General features: G+C 71.2%; 18 protein-coding genes. 13 read left to right on the forward strand and 5 right to left on the reverse strand.

Annotated features, from left to right (window positions below):
* Nucleotides 1–94 precede the first annotated feature (94 nt).
* The 3 genes from FHU34_RS15070 to FHU34_RS15080 all read left to right on the forward strand — a co-directional run bounded on the left by FHU34_RS15070 (nt 95) and on the right by FHU34_RS15080 (nt 4,124).
* Nucleotides 95–1,531 (forward strand): amidohydrolase family protein, encoded by a 1,437-nt coding sequence (locus FHU34_RS15070; protein WP_145780884.1) that lies wholly within the window; start codon nt 95–97, stop codon nt 1,529–1,531.
* A 3-nt stretch (nt 1,532–1,534) separates the two neighbouring features.
* Nucleotides 1,535–2,338 carry an IclR family transcriptional regulator domain-containing protein gene (locus tag FHU34_RS15075; RefSeq protein ID WP_145780886.1) on the forward strand — a complete coding sequence of 268 codons (804 nt, stop codon included), beginning with the start codon at nt 1,535–1,537 and terminating at the stop codon, nt 2,336–2,338.
* Nucleotides 2,339–2,543: 205 nt separating this feature from the next.
* Entirely contained in the window at nt 2,544–4,124 is a 1,581-nt protein-coding gene (locus FHU34_RS15080) for a DHA2 family efflux MFS transporter permease subunit (RefSeq protein ID WP_145780888.1), read from the forward strand.
* A gap of 60 nt (nt 4,125–4,184) precedes the next feature.
* Here FHU34_RS15080 and FHU34_RS15085 read toward each other — a convergent pair whose 3' ends face one another.
* From FHU34_RS15085 to FHU34_RS15100, 4 genes are all read right to left on the reverse strand, one after another.
* On the reverse strand, nt 4,185–4,637 hold the full coding sequence (locus tag FHU34_RS15085) for a DUF5709 domain-containing protein (protein WP_145780891.1): 453 nt from the start codon (nt 4,635–4,637) through the stop codon (nt 4,185–4,187).
* A 115-nt stretch (nt 4,638–4,752) separates the two neighbouring features.
* Complete coding sequence (locus tag FHU34_RS15090) at nt 4,753–5,637, reverse strand: alpha/beta fold hydrolase (protein WP_145780892.1); 885 nt, start codon at nt 5,635–5,637, stop codon at nt 4,753–4,755.
* 113 nt (nt 5,638–5,750) lie between these two features.
* Nucleotides 5,751–6,674, reverse strand: coding sequence for an RNA polymerase sigma factor (locus tag FHU34_RS15095; protein WP_145780893.1), 924 nt, complete (start codon nt 6,672–6,674; stop codon nt 5,751–5,753).
* Nucleotides 6,675–6,770: 96 nt separating this feature from the next.
* Complete coding sequence (locus FHU34_RS15100; protein ID WP_145780895.1) at nt 6,771–7,739, reverse strand: helix-turn-helix transcriptional regulator; 969 nt, start codon at nt 7,737–7,739, stop codon at nt 6,771–6,773.
* A gap of 62 nt (nt 7,740–7,801) precedes the next feature.
* On the opposite strand from FHU34_RS15100, the gene FHU34_RS15105 reads away from it, so the two are divergent.
* The 3 genes from FHU34_RS15105 to FHU34_RS15115 are packed head-to-tail and all read left to right on the forward strand — an operon-like array spanning nt 7,802 to nt 10,868.
* Nucleotides 7,802–8,935 (forward strand): epoxide hydrolase family protein, encoded by a 1,134-nt coding sequence (locus FHU34_RS15105; protein WP_145780897.1) that lies wholly within the window; start codon nt 7,802–7,804, stop codon nt 8,933–8,935.
* Entirely contained in the window at nt 8,932–10,089 is a 1,158-nt protein-coding gene (locus FHU34_RS15110) for a winged helix DNA-binding domain-containing protein (protein ID WP_145780899.1), read from the forward strand. Before FHU34_RS15105 ends, FHU34_RS15110 begins: the two co-directional genes overlap by 4 nt.
* Nucleotides 10,090–10,103: 14 nt before the next feature.
* Entirely contained in the window at nt 10,104–10,868 is a 765-nt protein-coding gene (locus FHU34_RS15115; protein ID WP_145780901.1) for a YqjF family protein, read from the forward strand.
* On the opposite strand, the gene FHU34_RS15120 is transcribed toward FHU34_RS15115, so the two are convergent.
* A complete protein-coding gene (locus FHU34_RS15120; RefSeq protein WP_145780903.1) occupies nt 10,862–11,839 on the reverse strand; it encodes an aldo/keto reductase in 978 nt (325 codons plus the stop codon). The genes FHU34_RS15115 and FHU34_RS15120 overlap by 7 nt on opposite strands.
* A 97-nt stretch (nt 11,840–11,936) precedes the next feature.
* Here FHU34_RS15120 and FHU34_RS15125 point away from each other — a divergent pair, with 97 nt between their 5' ends.
* The 7 genes from FHU34_RS15125 to FHU34_RS15155 all read left to right on the forward strand — a co-directional run bounded on the left by FHU34_RS15125 (nt 11,937) and on the right by FHU34_RS15155 (nt 19,149).
* Nucleotides 11,937–12,356, forward strand: a complete 420-nt coding sequence (locus FHU34_RS15125) for a GNAT family N-acetyltransferase (protein WP_145780906.1) — start codon at nt 11,937–11,939, stop codon at nt 12,354–12,356.
* Nucleotides 12,357–12,469: 113 nt separating this feature from the next.
* Entirely contained in the window at nt 12,470–12,829 is a 360-nt protein-coding gene (locus FHU34_RS15130; protein ID WP_145780908.1) for a nuclear transport factor 2 family protein, read from the forward strand.
* A gap of 33 nt (nt 12,830–12,862) precedes the next feature.
* The gene (locus FHU34_RS15135) at nt 12,863–13,423 is read left to right on the forward strand and encodes a carboxymuconolactone decarboxylase family protein (protein WP_145780910.1); all 561 of its coding nucleotides are present in this window, start codon (nt 12,863–12,865) and stop codon (nt 13,421–13,423) included.
* Between the two features lie 4 nt (nt 13,424–13,427).
* A complete protein-coding gene (locus FHU34_RS15140) occupies nt 13,428–13,994 on the forward strand; it encodes a TetR/AcrR family transcriptional regulator (protein ID WP_145780912.1) in 567 nt (188 codons plus the stop codon).
* Between the two features lie 134 nt (nt 13,995–14,128).
* Complete coding sequence (locus FHU34_RS15145; protein ID WP_145780914.1) at nt 14,129–14,731, forward strand: dihydrofolate reductase family protein; 603 nt, start codon at nt 14,129–14,131, stop codon at nt 14,729–14,731.
* Nucleotides 14,732–14,896: 165 nt separating this feature from the next.
* On the forward strand, nt 14,897–16,264 hold the full coding sequence (locus tag FHU34_RS15150; protein WP_145780917.1) for a cellulase family glycosylhydrolase: 1,368 nt from the start codon (nt 14,897–14,899) through the stop codon (nt 16,262–16,264).
* A 215-nt stretch (nt 16,265–16,479) separates the two neighbouring features.
* Complete coding sequence (locus FHU34_RS15155; RefSeq protein WP_208745005.1) at nt 16,480–19,149, forward strand: carboxylate--amine ligase/circularly permuted type 2 ATP-grasp protein; 2,670 nt, start codon at nt 16,480–16,482, stop codon at nt 19,147–19,149.
* Nucleotides 19,150–19,185: the final 36 nt, after the last annotated feature.

Below are 19,185 nucleotides of genomic sequence, written 5' to 3' on the forward strand. Positions count from 1 at the left end.
TCATGACCGGGACCACACTTGCGCCACTCGGGCTGGCCGCACAGCGGACAGTGGTCCGAATTCTCTCGTACTCTCCCGAAAGGAATGGGTGGCGATGAGCGCAACCGACCGGCCGGTGGTCTTCCGTAACGGCCTGGTTCTCACCATGGACGACGCGCACACGGTGTTGCCCGGCGCCGACGTGCTGGTCGTCGGCGGCCGGATCGCGGAGGTCGGCGTCGGCCTCACCGCGCCCGACGATGCCCTGGAGATCGACGCCGCCGGCGGCATCCTCATGCCCGGCATGGTCGACACCCACCGGCACCTGTGGCAGACCGCCATGCGCGGATACGGCGCCGACTGGACCCTGACCCAGTACTTCGTCTGGTACTACCTCGAATCCGGCAAGCTCTTCCGACCCGAGGACGTCCACGCCGGCAACCTGCTCGGTGCCATCGAAGCCATCGACGCGGGTGTCACCACCACCGTCGACTGGTCGCACGGCCTCCAGACGCCCGATCACGCCGACGCGGCCGTCGACGCACTGGAGGCGGTCGATGGACGCTTCGTGCTCGCCTACGGCAACATCCAGCAGGGTCCCTGGGAGTGGGCCACCTCGCCGGAGTTCCGCGACTTCCACCGTCGTCGCATCGACGGCGGCAGGCTGGCCGGGTTCCAGATGGCGTTCGACGTCACCGGCGACCCCGCGTTCCCGGAGCGGGCCGCCTTCGAGGTGGCCCGGGAGTTGGACGCCGCGGTGACCACGCACGCCGGCGTGTGGGGCGCCACCAACGACGACGGCATCCGGCTGATGCACGAGAACGGGTTCATGAACCCCTCGACCGTCTACGTGCACGCGGCGACACTCACCCACGACTCGTACAACCGGATCGCCGCCACCGGCGGGACCGTCTCCGTCTCGACCGAGAGCGAACAGAGCGCCGGGCAGGGCTACCCGCCCACCTGGCAGCTGCGCCACCACGACATCCCGGTGTCGCTGTCGATGGACACCAGCGTGTGGTGGAGCGGTGACCTGTTCTCCGCGATGCGCTCCACGCTCGGCGCCGACCGTTCCCGCGAGCACCTGGAGGCGCACGCCAAGCAGGAGACCATCACCCACTGCCACCTGCGCGCCGAGCAGGTCGTCGAGTGGGCCACCCGAGGCGGCGCCCGCGCCCTCGGCATGGACTCCACGATCGGTGCCCTGACCCCCGGCCGGCAGGCCGACGTCGTCCTGATCAAGAACGACGCGTCGCCGGTGATGTTCCCGATCCTGAACCCGCACGGCCATGTCGTCTTCCAGGCCCAACGCGGCGACGTGCACACCGTGCTGGTGGGCGGCCGGGTCGTCAAGCGCGACGGCCGCCTCGTCGGAGTCGACCTCGCCGCCGCCCAGGCGAAGGTGGCGTCGACCATCGACCACCTCCGCGAGACGATGGGGGAGGAGGCATGGCGGCGTGGCATGAACCCGGACATCCCCGAGACCGCCATCCTGGAGAACCCCTACCAGTACACCGAGTGGGACGCCGGCTCGGCGCAATGGAAGCATTAGGACATGAGTGACAACGGAAGGGGCGCCGGGCCCGACTTCATCGAGGCTCTCGCCCGTGGGCTCGACGTCCTGCGCTCCTTCCGTCCCGCCTGTCCGTCGATGACGCTCAGCGAGATCGCCACCGCCACCGGCCTCGCCCGACCCACGGTCCGGCGCATCCTCATCACGCTCGAGGCGCTGGGTTACGTCCGCGCGGTCGGCCGTGGTCACGCCCTCACCCCACGCGTGCTCGAACTGGGCATGGCGTACGTCAACGCGCTGAACATGTGGGACGTGGCCCGGCCGCACATGGAGAAGCTGGTCGCGCAGACCAACGAGTCGACCTCGATGGCCCAGCTCGACGGCAGCGACATCGTCTACGTCGCCCGGGTGGCCGTCCCCAAGATCGTCACGCTGGGTGTCACCATCGGCACCCGCTTCCCCGCTCCCGCGACGTCGATGGGCAAGGTGCTGCTCGCGGCGCTGCCCGCGGAGACCCTGGCCGCCACGCTCGCCGAGCCGACGCGCTCCGGTATCACACCCCGCTGGCAGCCCTCACCCGGTGAACTCGACGCCGTGCTGCGCGAGGTCCGGGCGAAGGGCTGGGCCCTCGCCGACCAGGACCTGGCCCCAGGCATCCGGTCCGTCGCCACCGGCGTACGCGACGGCGACGGTCGGGTCGTCGCCGCGATCAACGTGACAGTGCACGCGGCCGAGACCTCTGTGGAGACCTTGCGGGAAGAGCACCTTCCGAGGTTGCTGCGGGTGGCCGCCGACATCGGGCACGACTGGGCGCTGACCGCCGCCGTGCCGGTCGTCACCGCCTGATCGACACCCGGACGTCCGGTCCCCATCCGACGGCCGTTCGGGTGCGAGGCCCGGCGGTCACGAAAACCGGCGGCCAATCGTCACATCCTCCGGTTAGTCTTCCTCCGCGCGTCGTCGGCCTGGTACGACGCGCCCCGCGCCTGGTCGGCGCGGCATCGCCGCCACCGCCCACCACTGGCCGGCTCAATCGACCTCAGGAGAGTTTGTGACACAGCAATCCGTCGCGACATCGGACAAACTCGACGCCGCGGTGCTCAAGGTGGCGGGCGTCGTCGTCCTTGGCGCGATCATGTCGATCCTCGACGTGACGGTGGTCAGCGTGGCGCTGCCCAAATTCCAGAGCGAGTTCGACGCGTCCTACGCCCGCGTCGCCTGGACCATGACCGCGTACACCCTCGCCCTGGCCACCGTGATCCCGCTGAGCGGGTGGGCGGCGGACCGGTTCGGCACCAAGCGCCTCTACATGGTGGCGTTGGCCCTGTTCACGATCGGGTCGGGGCTCTGCGCCACGGCCGACACGATCGGCGAGCTGATCGGCTACCGCGTGCTGCAGGGCCTCGGTGGAGGCATGCTCATGCCGCTGGGCATGACCATCATGACCCGGGCGGCCGGCCCGCACCGGATCGGCCGGCTGATGGCCGTCCTCGGCATCCCGATGCTGCTCGGCCCGATCGGTGGCCCGATCCTCGGCGGTTGGTTGATCGACACCGCGAGCTGGCACTGGATCTTCCTGATCAACATCCCGATCGGTGTCGTCGGGTTGATCTACGCGCAGCTGGCGCTCCCGAAGGACGCCCCCGAACCGTCGGAATCGTTCGACTTCGTCGGCATGCTCATGCTCTCGCCGGGCCTCGCCCTGTTCCTCTACGGCATCTCGTCGCTGCCGGAGGTGGGCACGTTCGCCGAGACCAAGGTGTGGGCCCCGATGCTGGTCGGCGGCGCGCTGGTGGTGGCGTTCGTGCTCTACTCGTTCAAGCCCCGGCACCCGCTGCTCGACCTGCGGCTGTTCCGCAACCGCAGTCTGACCATCGCGTCGGTGACGATGTTCGTGTTCATCATCGCGTTCATGGGCGCCGGCCTGCTGTTCCCGAGCTACTTCCTCCAGGTGCGCGGCGAGTCGACGCTGGCCGCCGGCCTGCTGATGGCCCCGCAGGGCATCGGCGCGATGATCACCATGCCGATCGCCGGCACGCTGGCCGACCGGGTGCCGATCGGGCGTACCGTGCCGTTCGCGCTGGGTCTCATCGTCGTCGGGTTCTTCGGCTTCACCCAGGTCGACCCGCAGACCTCGTACTGGCTGCTCGGTGGGTCGCTGTTCGTGATGGGTCTGGGCATGGGCGGCACGATGATGCCGATCATGACGTCGGCGCTGCGGACGTTGCAGGCGCAGGAGGTGGCGCGCGGCTCGACGCTGGTCAACATCCTCCAGCAGATCGGCGGGTCGGTCGGCGCCGCCGTGATGTCGGTGATCCTCACCAACGAGCTGAACGGCTCCCGGCCGATCCCCGGCCTGGTGGACGAGAGCGGCAAGCCGATCACCGAGGCCGGGCTGGCCATCGCCTCCCAGCAGCGGCCGGAGTTGCTTCAGCAGATGCCGGTGGACCCGTCGCTCATCGAGCGTGGGCTCGACTTCGCCGCCACGTCGTTCGCGACCACGTTCTGGGTCGCGTTCGCGCTGGTCGTGCTGACGTTCATCCCGGCCGCTCTGCTGCCGCGTCGACGTCAGCCGGCGCAGCTCGACGAGCCGCAGGGCGAGCAGGTCAGGACGCCCGTCGTCATCCACTGAGCAACCCGCCCGCCGCGCCCGCCATCCACCGATGGTGGGCGCGGCGTCTCAGGGCGGTCGTTAGCGCAGCGGGCCGTCGCCGGGCCCGTCCGGGTCCTCGATCACGTGGATCGCGGCTTCCTCCGCGCTGGCGGCGCCCGCGTCGATCCCGGCGTCCCACGCCACCGACTCGGCCTCGTCGTCCTCGCGGACGCCCTCGTCGTACGCGACGAGACGGCCGGCGCGCGCCTCGGCCTCGTAGCCGCGGCGGGTCAACTCGTCCTCGTCGTCGCCGTCCTCGGCGTACGGGTCGACATCCGGCACCTCCTGGGCGAGGTGCTGCTCCAGGGACTCGCCCGCCCGCTCCTCGGCGGGCGTGGTGCCGAACCGGTTCGCCGCCGTCCAGTGGTCCTCGGCGACGATGCCGGTGTCGAGAGGGTCGCCGACCCGGTCGTCGTCAAGGGTGTCGGAGGCGTCCAGGACGCCGTCGTCCTCGGCCACGTTCCACTCGTCGACGGAATCCGTCTGGCTCACGGCTGTTTCTCCTTCGTCACGGCGCAGCGAAGTGCCAAGCCTATGACCGTGCAACGCCGCCGCCCCCCGAGGCCTGCCCGCTGTGACGAACGGACCTCCGGGGGCGGCGCGAGCGTCACCGCTTCAGCAACTCCACCACGGCCTCGGTGAACTCTGCCGGCTGCTCGATGTGCGCGAAGTGCCCGCTGTCCTTGAGCACCACCAGGCGCGAGTCCTTGAGGCCCGCGTGCAGCTCCTCGGCGTAGCGGGGACCGCAGATGAAGTCATACGCCCCGACGATCACCACGGCCGGTACGGTGATCTCACCGAGCCGGTCGCGCACGTCGAAGGGCGTCGGGTCCTGCGCGCCGGCCGGCGCTGCCCAGGCCCGCAGGCCCGCCTGCAACGGGGCGAACTCGGCCTGCCGGGACCAGAAGTCCGCGAAGTACACCGGCAGCGCGGCGCTCAGGCCGGACGTCAACGTCTCGTCGTCGGTGGCGGACAGCGCTTGCCCGAGGGCGGCCGGGATCGCCGCCGCTTCCGGCCGGTCCGGGTGCCGCTGCGGGTATGCGGCGAGGTTGGCCATCGCCTCGGCCCAGAAATCGGCGCCGGTGACGGGTGACGTGTCGTACAGGGCGAGTCCGGCGACCCGGTCCGGGTGGTCCAGGGCGTAACGCTGGATGACGAATCCGCCGTACGAGTGGCCGAGGAGGTACACCCGGGGCTCGCCGAGGTGCGCAACGACGGCATCGAGGAACCGGACATACGTGACGAGGCGATAGTTGTCGGCGTTGTCGAGTCGCCCCGACGCGCCCGTGCCGACCGGCTCGACGTAGACCATCGTGAAGTACTCCTCAAGGCCGGGCGCCCGCAGGTAGGCCCACTCGATGCCGGGGCCGCCGGAGTGCGCCACGCACACCGGGCCGGAGCCGGCGACGTGGTAGACCTGCCGGACGCCATCAACGGTGAAGGTGTGCGTACCCGGTGCGAGGGCATCGACGTCGTGGCTGGTGGAACCCATGAACCATCTCCCGATTCGTGACCCGTGCGGCGGGTGTCCGCCGCGCGGCTGGTGACTGACACGAACCAGATGCACGGGTCGAGGGAAAAGTTCGCTGGGTCGGCGACGTTTTCTCAGAGCGGCGCCGCGACGGGGTGGAAGAGGGTGAACCGGCGTACCCGCCCCCCGTGCAGCTGCTGCAACCACAGCGCTGCCGGCGGGCAGTGCTCCGGATCGTCCGGCGGACTGATGAGGTCGGTCTCCCAGATCAGCACGTCGCCACTGGCGACCACGTTGCGCAGCCGCTGGCGTATCCCGACCTCCAGGTCGCTGGTCATGCCGCGGATCGCCAGGTCGCGGCCACCGCGTGGCCCACCCGGCACCACCATCTCGGCGTCCGGCCACCAGCTCTCCCGCACGACCCGGTCGAAGTCGCCCCGCATCGCCGTGGCGATCATGTCGCGGCCCTCGCGCCAGCGGGCGTCGACGGCCGCGCGGACGTCGGCGTGGGCCGCGGTCGCCGCTGTCCGTAGACCGCCGGCGAGGGCCCGGCGGGCGTGGCTGAGGCGGCTGCGGACGGTGCCGACCGGCACGCCGCACACGGCCGCGATCTGCTCGTACGACGAGGCGTCGCTGAAGTAGCGCAGCAGGGTGACCAGCCGGTCGGGCTCGGAAAGCGCCCCGAGGGCGTGCCACACCCAGTCGCGCATTGCCGCCCGGTCCAGGGCCTCCTCGGGGGTGGGGCTGGTGGCGGGCTGAGCGAACCAGTCCGGCTCGGCGACCGGGACGGGGCGCGGCCCGCGCAGGGCCATCCGCGCGTTGTTGCGGACGATCGTGCGCAGCCACGGGCCGACGGCGGCCGGATCGCGGACCTCGCCGATGCGCCGTAGCGCCGTCACCAGGGCGTCCTGCACCGCGTCCTCGGCGTCCGGTCCGTAGCCGAGCATGCTCAACGCGACGGCCCGCATTCCTGCCTCGTGGCGCGCCAGCAGCACACCGAGCGCCCCCGCGTCGCCCGCCTGCGCGAGTGCCACCAGCTCCGCGTCACCCTGCGTCACGCCCAGTTCCTCCCCAAACCGCCTGTTTTGGAACGCTTCTGCTCACTCAAGCCTACGGCGGACCGGCGTGCCCTCGCCGAGGGTGGGGCGGCCTCCCTACGCTGCGGATGGGCTGGCGGCGCGGGTGGCCCGGGAGTCGATCTGCCGCAGGTGCGCGATCAACTCCGGAGGCTCATGCACCTCCATGTCGCAACCGAGGGTCAGCAGGCGCCACGCCAGCCAATCCAGAGTGTCGGCGTTGCTGCGTAACCGACACGAGGTCGCGTCGATCGGCTCCAGGTCGACGCCGGCGCCGCCGAGCGGGCCCGCCATCCGCTCGATCGGCGCGTGCAGCGTAATCACCGCCCGGTAGACGGGCGTCAGCTCAAGCAGCTTCTCCGTCATGAACGAGGCGGCGTCGGACGCCGGCAGTTGCCGGGCGGCGACCCGGATCCGGGTGGGCCACAGGTCGGTGATCCGGTCGACCCGGAAGATCCGCCAGTTGTCGCGATCGTTGTCGTAGCCCACCAGATACCAGCGCCGACCCGCCGACACCAGCTTGTACGGCTCGACGAGCCGTTCGGCCTCCAGGCCGTCGCGGCGGCGGTAAATGAACCGCAGTTGCTCCCGGTTGTTGACGGCGCAGGCCAGCGCGCTCAGGTGCTCCGGGTCGACAGTCGGTCCCTGCCAGGTGAGCAGCGGTTCGGTGGCCGCCCCCAGCGCGGAGACGCGGTGCCGCAGCCGGGACGGCAGCACCTGTTCGATCTTCGTCAGTGCCCGTACCGAGGCCTCCTCGATGCCGGCCACCGCGTGACCGGCGGCGGTGCGCAGACCGACAGCGATCGCCACCGCCTCGTCGTCGTCGAGCAGCAGCGGCGGCATCGCCTTGCCGGCGACCAGGCGGTATCCGCCGATCGCGCCCATCGTCGCCTGCACCGGGTAGCCGAGGTCACGCAATCGCTCCACGTCGCGGCGGATGGTGCGCAGGCTGACGCCGAGCCGGGTGGCCAACTCGCTGCCTGGCCACTCGCGGGGCGTCTGCAACAGCGACAGCAGACCTAGCAGTCGGGCGGGGGTGTCGGACATGAGCCCAGAATGCCAGCGATGTGTGCCAGAACCTGTCCTAGATGGGCCGTAGCGTTCCCGGCATGACGCCATTTCGGATAGACATCCCGCAGGCGGACATCGACGACCTGCGTGACCGGCTCTCCCGCACCCGGTGGCCCCGCTCGTTGCCCGGCACGGGCTGGAGCCGGGGGGTGCCGGTGGAGTACCTGCGCGAGCTGGCCGCGTACTGGGCGAGTGGTTACGACTGGCGGGCGCACGAGGCGCGGCTGAACGACCTCCCCCAACTCGTCACCGAGATCGACGGCTTGGCCGTGCACCTGCTGCACGTCCGCTCGCCGGAGCCGGACGCGCTGCCATTGCTGTTGACGCACGGCTGGCCGAACTCCGTTGTTGAGTTCACCGAGCTGATCGGCCCGCTGACCGACCCGCGCGCCCACGGCGCGGATCCCGCGCAGGCGTTTCACCTCGTGGTGCCGTCGGTGCCCGGCTACGGTTTCTCCCAGGCGCCGCCGGACGGGTTCACGATCGACCGGCTCGCCCGGATGTGGGTCGAGCTGATGGCCCGCCTCGGCTACCACCGTTACGGCAGCCAGGGCGGCGACCTCGGTGCGTATGTCGCGCCACGGGTGGCCGCGGTGGCTCCAGAGCAGGTCGTCGGCGTGCACATCGACGGAGGGTTCGGCTTTCCGACCGCCGCCGACGTGCCGGACATGAGCGCTGCGGAACGCGCCGAGTGGGAGCAGATGCAGCAGTGGATGAGCGGTGGCGTGGACCATCACGCCCTGCTGCGAGCGGCGCCGCAGACCCTCTCGTACGCCTGGAACGACTCGCCGGTCGGGCTGCTGGCCTGGATGATGCAGAAGTTCAAGGAGTTCACCATGACGGTGCCGACGCCGGAGCAGGCCATCGACCGGGACCACCTGCTCACCAATGTGAGCCTCTACTGGTTCACCGGCACGTCGGGAACGTCGTCGTGGCCCATGTACGAGCGACTCACCGTCGCCGCCGACGGCGGTTTCGCCTGGCCCACCGGCCAACGGCGGGTGCCGTCCGGTGTGTACGGCGGTGGGTCCGCGCTGATGCGCCGCCTCGCCGAGCGGGACAACACCATCGTCCACTGGCCGCAGGGCAACCCGGGCAGCCACTTCGTGGCGATGGACGAGCCGCTGGCGCACGCGGCGGACATCCGCGCGTTCTTCGAGGGCCTGCGATGACCGAGCTGAGTTGGGCACAGGTGTCCGCCCGACGTCTACATCGGCACCGGCTCGGCGCACCGGCGGCAGACGCGGCACCGGATGCCGCACGCGTCGCCGACGTGGTGTCGGCGATGTGCGGCGCGCACGCCCAGATCGCGTCGGCCGCCGAGCTGTCCGTCGGGCTGCGGGTGCCGGGCGCGACCCGCGCCCTGGTGCGGCGGGCACTGTGGAGCGACCGCACGCTGGTCAAGACCCGTGGGCCGCGCGGCACTGTGCACCTGCTCGCCGCCGCGGACCTGCCGATGTGGATCGGCGCGCTGACCGCGTTGCCGGACCCTTCCGGGGAGCGGAGCGCGGTCCTGCTGACACCCCGGCAGACCGAGCAGGTCCTCGCGGCGATCGCCGACGCGGTTGCCGAGGCCGACCTGACCACCGCCGAGCTGACCGAGGAGATCGTGGCCCGTACGGGCCCGTGGGCGGGCGACCTGGTGATGGAGGCGTTCCAGGACACATGGCCCCGGTGGATCGCCGCGATGACCGCCGCCACCCGGGGCGGAGTGGTCTGCTTCGGTCCGAATCGTGGTCGGGCCACCACGTACACCAGTCCGACCCGATGGCTGCCCGACTTCGCGCCGATGCCTGGCCCCGCCGCCCTGGCCGCACTCGTCCGCAGTTACCTGTACGCGTACGGGCCGGCGACCCCGGCACAGTTCGCCCGGTGGATGGGGGTGCCCCCGGCATGGGCGACGTGGCTGTTCGGCTCCCTCGACCTGACCGAGGTGACGGTGGAGGGCACCCGGGCCTGGGTGGCCGCCGACGACACCGTCTTCCCCGACGACGGGCCTTCCGGGTTGCGGCTGCTGCCCTACTTCGACGCGTACGCGGTCGGCTGCCACCCCCGCGAGCGGCTCTTCCCCGGCGCCGCCGCCGAGCGGGCGCTCAACGGTGGCCAGGCCGGCAACTACCCGGTGCTGCTGGTGGACGGGGTGGTCGCCGGGGTGTGGCACCAACGCCGCTCGGGCCGCTCGATCCACGTCACCGTCGAGCCGCTGCGGCCCCTCGACGCCGGGCAGCGGCGGGAGCTGGACGAGGAGGTCGAACGGCTCGGCGACATATTGGAAGGCAAACCCACGTTGACCATCGGCACGGTGAGCGTCGGCCCGCACGCCTGAGTCAGGATGGGAGCGTGGACATCGAACCCGTCGACCACGAACCCCGACAGTCGTTTCCCTGGGCTGTCCTGCGCCAGCGCTGGGAGGACCTCACCTTCCTGCACTGGGCAGTCGCCCCGGAGGTCGTCGCGCCGCTGCTGCCCGCCGGCACTCGCCCGGACACGTTCGACGGCGTCAGTTACGTGGGCCTGATCGGCTTCCGGATGGTCGGGCTGGGGTTCGGCCGTGGCCCAGGGGTGCCGTACTTCGGCACGTTCTGGGAGACCAACGTCCGGCTCTACTCGGTCGACGACGCCGGCCGGCGAGCGGTGGTGTTCCGGTCGCTCGACGCGTCCCGCCTGGTGCCGGTGCTGGTGGCGCGGGCGACGTTGCGACTGCCGTACCTCTGGTCGTCGATGCGGATGGACCGCGACGGCGACCGCCTCACCTACCGGTGCCGGCGACGCTGGCCCGGCCCGGCGGGTACGACGAGCCGAATGGCGGTGCGGGTGGGGGAGCCGATCGTCGACCCGACCCCCCTTGAGCACTTCGTCACCGCGCGCTGGGGTCTGCACACGCGGGCCTACGGGCGCACCCTGCACCTGCCGAACTGGCACCCGCGCTGGCCGCTGCACCGGGCCGAGGTGCTGCGCCTCGACGACGAGTTGGTAGCCGCCGCGGGGCTGCCGGCGCCGGTCGGGCCGCCGGTCAGTGTGCTCTACTCGCCCGGCGTCCCGGTCAGGTTCGGCCCGCCGGTGGCGGCCCGGCCGCGGAGGGCCGGGCCGCCGGAGTCTCAGTAGCGGCCGCCCTCGGGTGCGGGCAACCCGTCGAGGTCGGTCAGATCCTCAGAGCTGAGCTGCACGTCGCCGGCTGCGCAGTTGTCCAGCAGGTACTTGGGGGTCTTGGTGCCCGGGATCGGGATGACCCGGTCACCCTGGGCGACCACCCAGGCGAGAGCGACCTGCGCGGGGCTGGCCCCGGCCCGGTCGGCGATCTCCCGGACCCGGGCGACGATGGCGAGGTTGGCGCGCAGCGCGTCCTGCTGGAAACGGGGGAGGCCGCGCCGGAAGTCGTCGGCGGGCAGGTCGTCGAACGAGGTGAACCGGCCGGCGAGGAAACCCCGACCGAGCGGGGAGAACGGCAGGAAGGCGATGCCCTGCTCGGCGCAGTACGGCAGCACCTCGGTCAACGGGTCGCGCGTCCACAGTGACAGCTCGGACTGCACCGACGCCACCGGGTGCACCGCCTGGGCCCGCGCGATCTGGGCGACAGTCACCTCGGACAACCCGATCTGCCGCGCCTTGCCGGCCGCCACGACCTCGGCCATCGCGCCCCAGGACTCCTCGATGGGCACCTCCGGGTCGACCCGGTGCAACTGGTAGAGGTCGACGTGGTCGGTGCCGAGCCGGCGCAGGCTCTCGTCGATCGCCGCACGGATGTGCTCCGGGCGGCCGTTGTTGCCGATCTTCGGGGAGTTGCCGGGGCCACCGGTGGGGGAGGTGGCCACCAGGCCGACCTTCGTGGCCAGCACGGCCCGCTCCCGGTGCCCGCCGGCCAGTGCTCGCCCGACCAGCTGCTCGTTGGTGTACGGCCCGTACACGTCGGACGTGTCGATCAGCGTCGCGCCCAGGTCCAGTGCCTGCCGGATGACGCCGATCGACGTGTCGTCGTCGCGAGGACCGGTGATGTCGTAGCCGTGGCTCATGCCCATGCAGCCGAGGCCGATGACGCCGACCTCGGGGCCGGTGCTGCCCAGCGTGGTGGTTCGCATGCGCCCCACGCTACGCCGGACGGAACGCGTGATCGGAAGGCACGTAGCGTCACCACCCGCAGACCGTTGACCGCCGACTGATGTGGGGAGAGCCGCCATGACTCACATTCGCGAGTTCGTCTGGCCGGACTACGACAATGTCGCGGCACTGTGGATCGCTACCGGACGGGACGTGCTGACCCGCGCCGAGTTGACCGCCAAGCTGACGCGGGATCCGCAGTTGTTCCTGGTCGCCGAGGTCGACCAGACGCTCGCCGGGGTCGTGCTCGGCACCTACGACGGCCGGCGCGGCATGATCCTGCGGCTGGCCGTGGCCCCGGAGCACCGGCGACGCGGTCTCGCTAGCCTGCTGGTCGCCGAGTTGGAGAAGCGGTTCGCGGCGCTGGACTGCCCACGGGTGAACCTGCTGGTCCTGCCGGAGGACACGAGCGCGCTGCGGTTCTGGCAGGCGCTGGGCTACCTGCCCCAGCCGGACGTGCTCTGCACCAAGCCGATGGGCGTCACCCCGAGCAGGTAGGGCGTCGGGCGGTGACGACTCTCACCTGATGCGGACTCGCGAGTCCGGTACGGTGGGCTCTAACCGGACTAGCGAGTCCGAATCTGACCCACAGTGATCGACGAGGAGATTCCGTGACCCCGGTACGGATCAGCGACGCCCTCCGCGCGGTGGCCTTCGAGCCGACCCGCGACCTGACCGAGGCGCTGGACGAGTTCTACGCCCCCGACTACACGCACCGCAGCGACGGAAAGACCGTCGACCGGGTCGAATTCGCCGAGATGGTGACGCGAGTACGGGCCCAGATCGTCAGCGGCACCGTCACCGTCCTGGACGAGCTGCGCGAGGGCCTCCACTACGCCGAACGACACGTCTTCGAGATCACCATGGCCGACGGGTCGACCGCCAAGCGGGAAATCGCCATCTTCGGGTCGTACGCCGAGGACGGTCGGTTCCGCCACCTCAGCGAAACGGGCTTCGACCTGCCCGCCTGACCCCACTTCGACGACCAGAAACAGGAGATAGCCATGCCCCGCCTTACCGACCCCGACCCGAACGCCATTCCCACCGACGTCCGCGATTTCCTGTCCGCCCTGCCGCCCGATCCGATGGTCAAGATGCTGACCCACTCGGTCGGCACTGTGACACCCTTCATCCAGCTCGCGAGGGCGCAGTTCACCGCGCTGGAGCTGCCCGCCCGCTCGCGGGAGTTGGTCATCCTGACGGTGGCCGAGTACACCGGGTGCGAGTTCGTGGCGGCCCAGCACCGCCCCATGTCCGAGGCGGCCGGCGTCGACCAGCGCACTCGCGAGATCATCAGCAGCCAGCGCATCGACAGTCCGGACCTCTCCGCGTACGACCGGACGCTCATCCGGTTCACCGCCGAGGTGGTGCGGTCACCGCGCGTTCCCGACGAGCTCTTCGACCAGGCCCGGCAGATCCTCAGCGAGCGCGAGATCGTCGAGGTGCTCCAGGTGATCGGCTACTACTGGTCGTTCGGCCGGGTGGCCACGGCGCTCAACGTCGAAATCACCACCGTGTACGGCGACGAGCCGCTGCTGACCGACGAGACCGAGCGGGCAGACTGAGGCCATGACGCCGCCGACGCCGAGCGACCCGGAGACTCCCCGTCGGCGGCTGGACGCCCGCCGTAACCAGGAGCGGGTCATCGCCGCCGCCCGGGAGCTCTTCACCGAGCAGGGTCTCCAGGTGACGGTGCCGCAGGTGGCGGAGCGGGCCGGGGTGGGTCGCGCGACGGTCTACCGCAGCTACCCCAGCAAAGAAGACCTGATCGTCGCGGTCGTTCAGCGGCAGTTCCAGGAGTTGGAGCAGCGCATCCGGGCGGCGCTCGACGGCGCCGACGCGTACCGGGAGTGGTGTTCGTTCGTGCCCGACCTGTTCGAACGCCTCGCCTCCGACCGGGTCCTCGCCGACGCGTTCTTCGAGGGCAGGCTGGTGCCCGCCGCGCGCATCCTGGCCCTGATCGGGCAGCTGTTGGTGGCAGCCCGAGCGTCCGGCGGGATCCGCCCGGACGCCGGCGAGCTGGACATCCGGGTGATCCTCTGCGGAGCGGTCCGGCAGCTCATCGTTTTCGACGAGCGCGACCCGGCGGTGTGGCGCCGGTACGCCGACCTCGTACTCAACGCGCTGCGGCCCTGACGGCCTCGGTCGACACTCAGGAGAAAGCTCGGCCGACGTGTCGAGGACGGTGCGCCGGCTTCGACCTTGGGTTGAGGGCCGGAGCAGCCGGCCTCGCCGACGAGCCGACACGGCACGGACCGAGGAGTGGATCGATGACGAAGGTGACGACCGGGGCGACGATGTCGTTGGACGGCTACATCGCGGACGCGTCCCACGGTGGCTTCGAGTACCTCTTCCAGTGGTACGAAAACGGCGACGTCGAGACGCCGACGGCCGACCCCGAGCTGACCTTTCGGACCTCGGCCACGAGCGCCCGGCACCTACGGGCCCTCACCGAGCGGACCGGCGCGCTCGTCGTCGGCCGGCGGCTCTTCGACATCACCAGCGGGTGGGGTGGTCGGCATCCGTTGGACGTGCCCGTCGTTGTGGTCACCCACAGCGTGCCGGAGGGCTGGGCAGCCGAGAACGACTCCTTCGTCTTCGTCAGCGACGGCATCGAGAGCGCGATCGCCCGGGCGAAGGCGATCGCCGGGGACAAGGAGGTCGGTGTCAACGGGGGCACCATCGCCGCCCAGGTCGTCGAGGCCGGCCTGCTCGACGAGGTGCACGTCGACCTCGTCCCGGTCCTGCTCGGTGCCGGCGTCCCGCTCTTCGCCGACCTGAAGATCGCCCCACTTCAGCTGGACGGCCCGTTCAGCGTCGTCGAGGGCGACGGCGTCACCCACCTGGCCTACCGGGTACGCCGAGCCTCCTGAGCGCCGCGGGGACCGGTCTGATCGGGGCCGGGCCCCGGTGTGGGGCGCCGGTGCTGAGCCCTCCGGCCAGAACCTCCACCTTGCCCCTATAGTCATCGATCGATATCGTGCGCCCAGGCGCCGCCCCGCCTCAGACCACCACCGTCGATCCGAAGCGGGTTCCGCATGCGCACACTGAGACTTGTCACGACCCTGGCCGTCGCCGGCCTGCTGGCCGGCGGGGCGGCCCTGGTCGCCGCCACACCGGCCAGCGCGGCGACCGCCGTGTTCTCCGTGACGAACACCTGGGGCAACGGTTACCAGGGTCAGGTCACCGTCACGAACAACACGTCCGCACAGATAACCAGCTGGCGGGTCGAGTTCGACCTGCCGTCCGGGTCGAGCGTCAGCCAGTCGTGGAACGCGCAGCAGGCGACCTCCGGCAGCCGCTACACCTTCACCAACGTGTCCTGGAATGGCACCCTCGCCGCCGGCGCGTCGACGTCGTTCGGATTCCTCGTCAACGGCACCGGCACGCCGCTGAACTGCACAGTCAACGGTGCCTCCTGCGCCGGCGGCACACCCCCGACGACCCCGCCTCCCACCACGCCGCCCCCCACCACGCCGCCCCCCACCACGCCGCCGCCGACCACTGGCACACCCGTCGAGCGGCACGGGCAACTGCGGGTCTGCGGCAGCACCATGTGCGACAAGTCCGGCGCGCGTGTGCAACTACGCGGCATCAGCAGCATGTGGCTCAACTGGGAGACCGCACCGTACGCCGAGAACCTCTCCGCGCTGCGCTGGATGCGGGACAACTGGAACCTCCAGGTGATCCGCGCGGCCATGGGCGTCGAGCCGGCGGGCGCGTACCTCAGTGACCCGAACAAGGCCCGTACGCAGGTGGAGACCATCATCAACAACGCGGTCACCGCCGGGGTGTACGTGATCGTCGACTGGCACGCCCACGAGGCGCAGAACAACCAGTCCCAGGCGGTGGCGTTCTTCGGCGACCTGGCCCGCCGCTACGGTCACCTGCCCAACGTCATCTGGGAGCCCTACAACGAACCGCTGCAGGTGAGCTGGACCAACGTCATCAAGCCGTACCACCAGGCGGTGGTCTCCGCGATCCGCGCCGCCGACCCCGACAACATCGTGGTGCTCGGCACCCCGACGTGGTCGCAGGACGTGGACGTGGCGGCGGCCAGCCCGGTCTCCGGCACCAACCTGATGTACACGCTGCACTTCTACTCGTGCACGCACGGCTCGGCGCTGCGCGCCAAGGGTGACGCGGCGATCCGCGCCGGGCTGGCTCTCTTCGTCACCGAGTGGGGCGCCAGTAACGCCGACGGTGGCCTCGACGGCCGGTCCTGCCTACCCGAGGCGCAGTCCTGGATCGACTGGATGAAGGCGAACGGCATCTCCTGGACCGCCTGGAAACTCGACGTCGGCACCGACACCACCAACCTGCTCAGCCCCGGCGCGCCGGTGACGGGCGGGTGGAACAACTACCTGCACGGCCACGCGCCGTTCGTGGTGGCCAACATGAGGTGATGCTGGCCGTTCCTCAGTTCGCCGATGTCGGAGTATCCGCACCAACGGGATACCCCGACATCGGCGACTTCGTGTCGATCAGCGCCGGCGCGGCCGTTCGATGCCCGGCTGGGCAGAACAGCGCGTCACCTTAACGCGCCGGAAACGCACCCGGTACCAACCCTGGGAACGCTCGTCGGACAGCCACGACCACCGACTCGTGAACCGGGGTGACCATGGCCGACAACACCACGAACGCGACCACGTTCGACGGGCCGCTGGGCCGATCCGGCAACGGCCGGGCACTGCCCACGCCTCGCCCCACATCGGTCCTGCCGGTGGACGATGATGACCCGGCGGACCTGGCCACCATCGGGGTGGAGGAGGAGTTCCACGTCGTCGACCTGCACACTCGGGAGCTGGTGCCCCGGGCCGGCGAGCTGCTCGATCGGCTGCCGGCCACCTCGTTCACCGCCGAGCTGCACCAGAGCGTGGTGGAGACCAACACCGCTGTCTGCCGCACACTGGACGAGATCCGCGCCGAGCTGACCCGGCTGCGCCAGGCGGCGGTGCAGGTCGCCGACCGGCTCGACCTGGGCATCGTGGCGGCCGGCACGGTGCCGCTGCGCGCCGACGGCGACCCGAGCGTCACCCCCACCTCCCGTTACCGGCGGATGCTCGACGAATATCAGATGCTCGCCCGGGAGCAGCTGATCTGCGGTGCGCAGGTGCACGTCGGCGTGTCCGACCGGGATCTGGCCGTCGCGGTCACCCGCCGCGTTCAACCGTGGCTGCCGGTGCTCCTCGCCCTCTCCACCAGTTCGCCGTACTGGATGGGTCAGGACAGCGGCTACGCCAGCGTCCGGTCGCTGGTCTGGCAGCGCTGGCCCACCGCCGGTGACCCGGGGGAGGTGAGCAGCGCTGCGGACCACGAGGCGCTGGTCGCCGAGCTGATCTCCTCCGAGACCATCACCGATCCCGCCATGATCTACTTCGACGTCCGACCCTCCGCGCACGTGCCCACAGTGGAGCTGCGGATCACCGACGCCAACGCCGACGTGGAGATCATCGTCCTGCTCACCGGCCTGTTCCGGGCGCTGGTACGGCGGGAGGTCGCCGCGCTTCGCGCCGGTGTGGACCGCACCGCAGTGCGCCCACCGGTGCTGCGCGCCGCCGTCTGGCGGGCCGCCCGGTCCGGCCTCGAAGGCGACCTGCTCGACCTGCCCCGGTCGGCCCGACCGGTGCCGGCGGCCGAGGCGGTCCGCCGACTGGTGACCGACCTGCGCCCGCAGTTGACGGCGACCGGGGACTGGGAGCAGGTCAGTGAGCTGACCCGGTACGCGCTGGAACGCGGCAGCTCGGCCGCGCGGCAGCGGCGGGCGTACGAGCGGCGGGGCCGGTTGGCGGACGTGGTCGACCTGCTGCTCGACGAGACCCGGGGACGGGTACGGGGGCCGCTACCCGGCGCGCCGACCGCACCGGCCCTACCCACGTACGCCCACACCGACGACGAGGTCTTCGGCCCGGCGGGACCGGAGCCCGCGTACCGGCCGTTGCTGGCCGCCCTCCGCGGCCTCGGCGCCGACGGGTTGCGCCACCGCGAGCACGACCGGGACGAGGAGCAGCGCGCCCGTGGCGTGACCTTCAGCGTGGCCGGCGAGGCGAGCACCCGACTCTTCCCGGTCGACCTGGTGCCCCGGGTGGTTCCCGCCGCCGACTGGCGCACCCTGCGCACCGGCCTGGTGCAGCGCGCCCGCGCGCTCGACGCCTTCCTGCGTGACGTCTACGGAGACCGGACCGTGGTGGCCGACGGCGTGGTCCCGGCCTGGGTGGTCGAATCCTCACCCGGACTGCGCCCGACCGGGGCGCTCATGGGCCGGCGGGGCACCCGCGCCCAGGTGTCCGGCACCGATCTCGTCCGTGATCCTCACGGCGGCTGGTACGTGCTGGAGGACAACCTGCGGGTGCCCTCGGGCATCGGCTACGCCGTGCAGAACCGTCGACTGACCCGGGCGGTGCTGCCCGAGCTGCCGGTCCCCGACGATCTGCTGCCCGCTGACGAGACACCGGCGATGCTGCACCGGGCACTGGTGGCTGCCGGGCCCGCCGCTGCCGACGACCCCGCCGTGGTGGTGCTCAGCAGTGGTCCGGGTGACCCGGCCTGGTTCGAGCACCGGCTGCTCGCCGACGAGATGGGCGTACCGCTGGCCGGCAGCGGCGACCTGCTCGTGGAGGAGGGCCGTGTCCAGCTCATCCGGGAGGGTCGCCGCAGCCAGGTGGACGTGATCTACCTGCGGATGGACGAGGAGGCGTTGCTGCACGCGCCGGGGGCCGACGGCGTGCCGTTGGGCTGGCCGCTGCTCGCGGCGGTGCACGCCGGCCGGCTGACGTTGGCCAACGCGCTGGGCAACGGCGTCGGTGACGACAAGGCGTTGTACGCGTACGTGCCCCGGCTGATCGAGTACTACCTGGGGGAGAAGGCGCTGCTTCCGGACGTGCCGACGTACCTGTGCGGACTGCCCGAGCAGCGCGCCGACGTGCTGGGCCGGCTCGATCAGCTGGTGCTCAAGCCGGTCGACGGGTACGGCGGCGACCGGGTGGTGATCGGTCCACGGGCGGAGGCGGAGGAGTTGGACGCCGTCCGCGAGCAGATCCTCGCCGCCCCGCACCGCTGGATCGCCCAGGAGATGATCGCGCTCACCACCCATCCGGTCTTCGACGGGACGGCACTCGCGCCCCGCCACGTCGACCTGCGGGCCTTCGTGTTCCTGGGGGAGACCGCCGAGGTGGCGCCGGTGGCCCTGACCCGCGTCGCGCCGGCCGGCAGCATGATCGTCAACTCGTCCCGGGGCGGTGGGTCGAAGGACACGTGGCTGCTCGGTGGAGCCGACCAACCGTCGGCGTAACCCACGCTTGACCCCCGCGTCATCGGGGCGCAACCC

Source organism: Micromonospora taraxaci (genome assembly GCF_007830095.1).
Taxonomy (GTDB): Bacteria; Actinomycetota; Actinomycetes; order Mycobacteriales; family Micromonosporaceae; genus Micromonospora; species Micromonospora taraxaci.

Coding starts and splice junctions, on each gene's coding strand:
- FHU34_RS15140 (WP_145780912.1), top strand. CDS start 13,428: ATGACGCCGCCGACGCCGAGCGACCCGGAGACTCCCCGTCGGCGGCTG.
- FHU34_RS15145 (WP_145780914.1), top strand. CDS start 14,129: ATGACGAAGGTGACGACCGGGGCGACGATGTCGTTGGACGGCTACATC.
- FHU34_RS15125 (WP_145780906.1), top strand. CDS start 11,937: ATGACTCACATTCGCGAGTTCGTCTGGCCGGACTACGACAATGTCGCG.
- FHU34_RS15075 (WP_145780886.1), top strand. CDS start 1,535: ATGAGTGACAACGGAAGGGGCGCCGGGCCCGACTTCATCGAGGCTCTC.
- FHU34_RS15090 (WP_145780892.1), bottom strand. CDS start 5,637: ATGGGTTCCACCAGCCACGACGTCGATGCCCTCGCACCGGGTACGCAC.
- FHU34_RS15155 (WP_208745005.1), top strand. CDS start 16,480: ATGGCCGACAACACCACGAACGCGACCACGTTCGACGGGCCGCTGGGC.
- FHU34_RS15135 (WP_145780910.1), top strand. CDS start 12,863: ATGCCCCGCCTTACCGACCCCGACCCGAACGCCATTCCCACCGACGTC.
- FHU34_RS15120 (WP_145780903.1), bottom strand. CDS start 11,839: ATGCGAACCACCACGCTGGGCAGCACCGGCCCCGAGGTCGGCGTCATC.
- FHU34_RS15070 (WP_145780884.1), top strand. CDS start 95: ATGAGCGCAACCGACCGGCCGGTGGTCTTCCGTAACGGCCTGGTTCTC.
- FHU34_RS15100 (WP_145780895.1), bottom strand. CDS start 7,739: ATGTCCGACACCCCCGCCCGACTGCTAGGTCTGCTGTCGCTGTTGCAG.
- FHU34_RS15110 (WP_145780899.1), top strand. CDS start 8,932: ATGACCGAGCTGAGTTGGGCACAGGTGTCCGCCCGACGTCTACATCGG.
- FHU34_RS15150 (WP_145780917.1), top strand. CDS start 14,897: ATGCGCACACTGAGACTTGTCACGACCCTGGCCGTCGCCGGCCTGCTG.
- FHU34_RS15105 (WP_145780897.1), top strand. CDS start 7,802: ATGACGCCATTTCGGATAGACATCCCGCAGGCGGACATCGACGACCTG.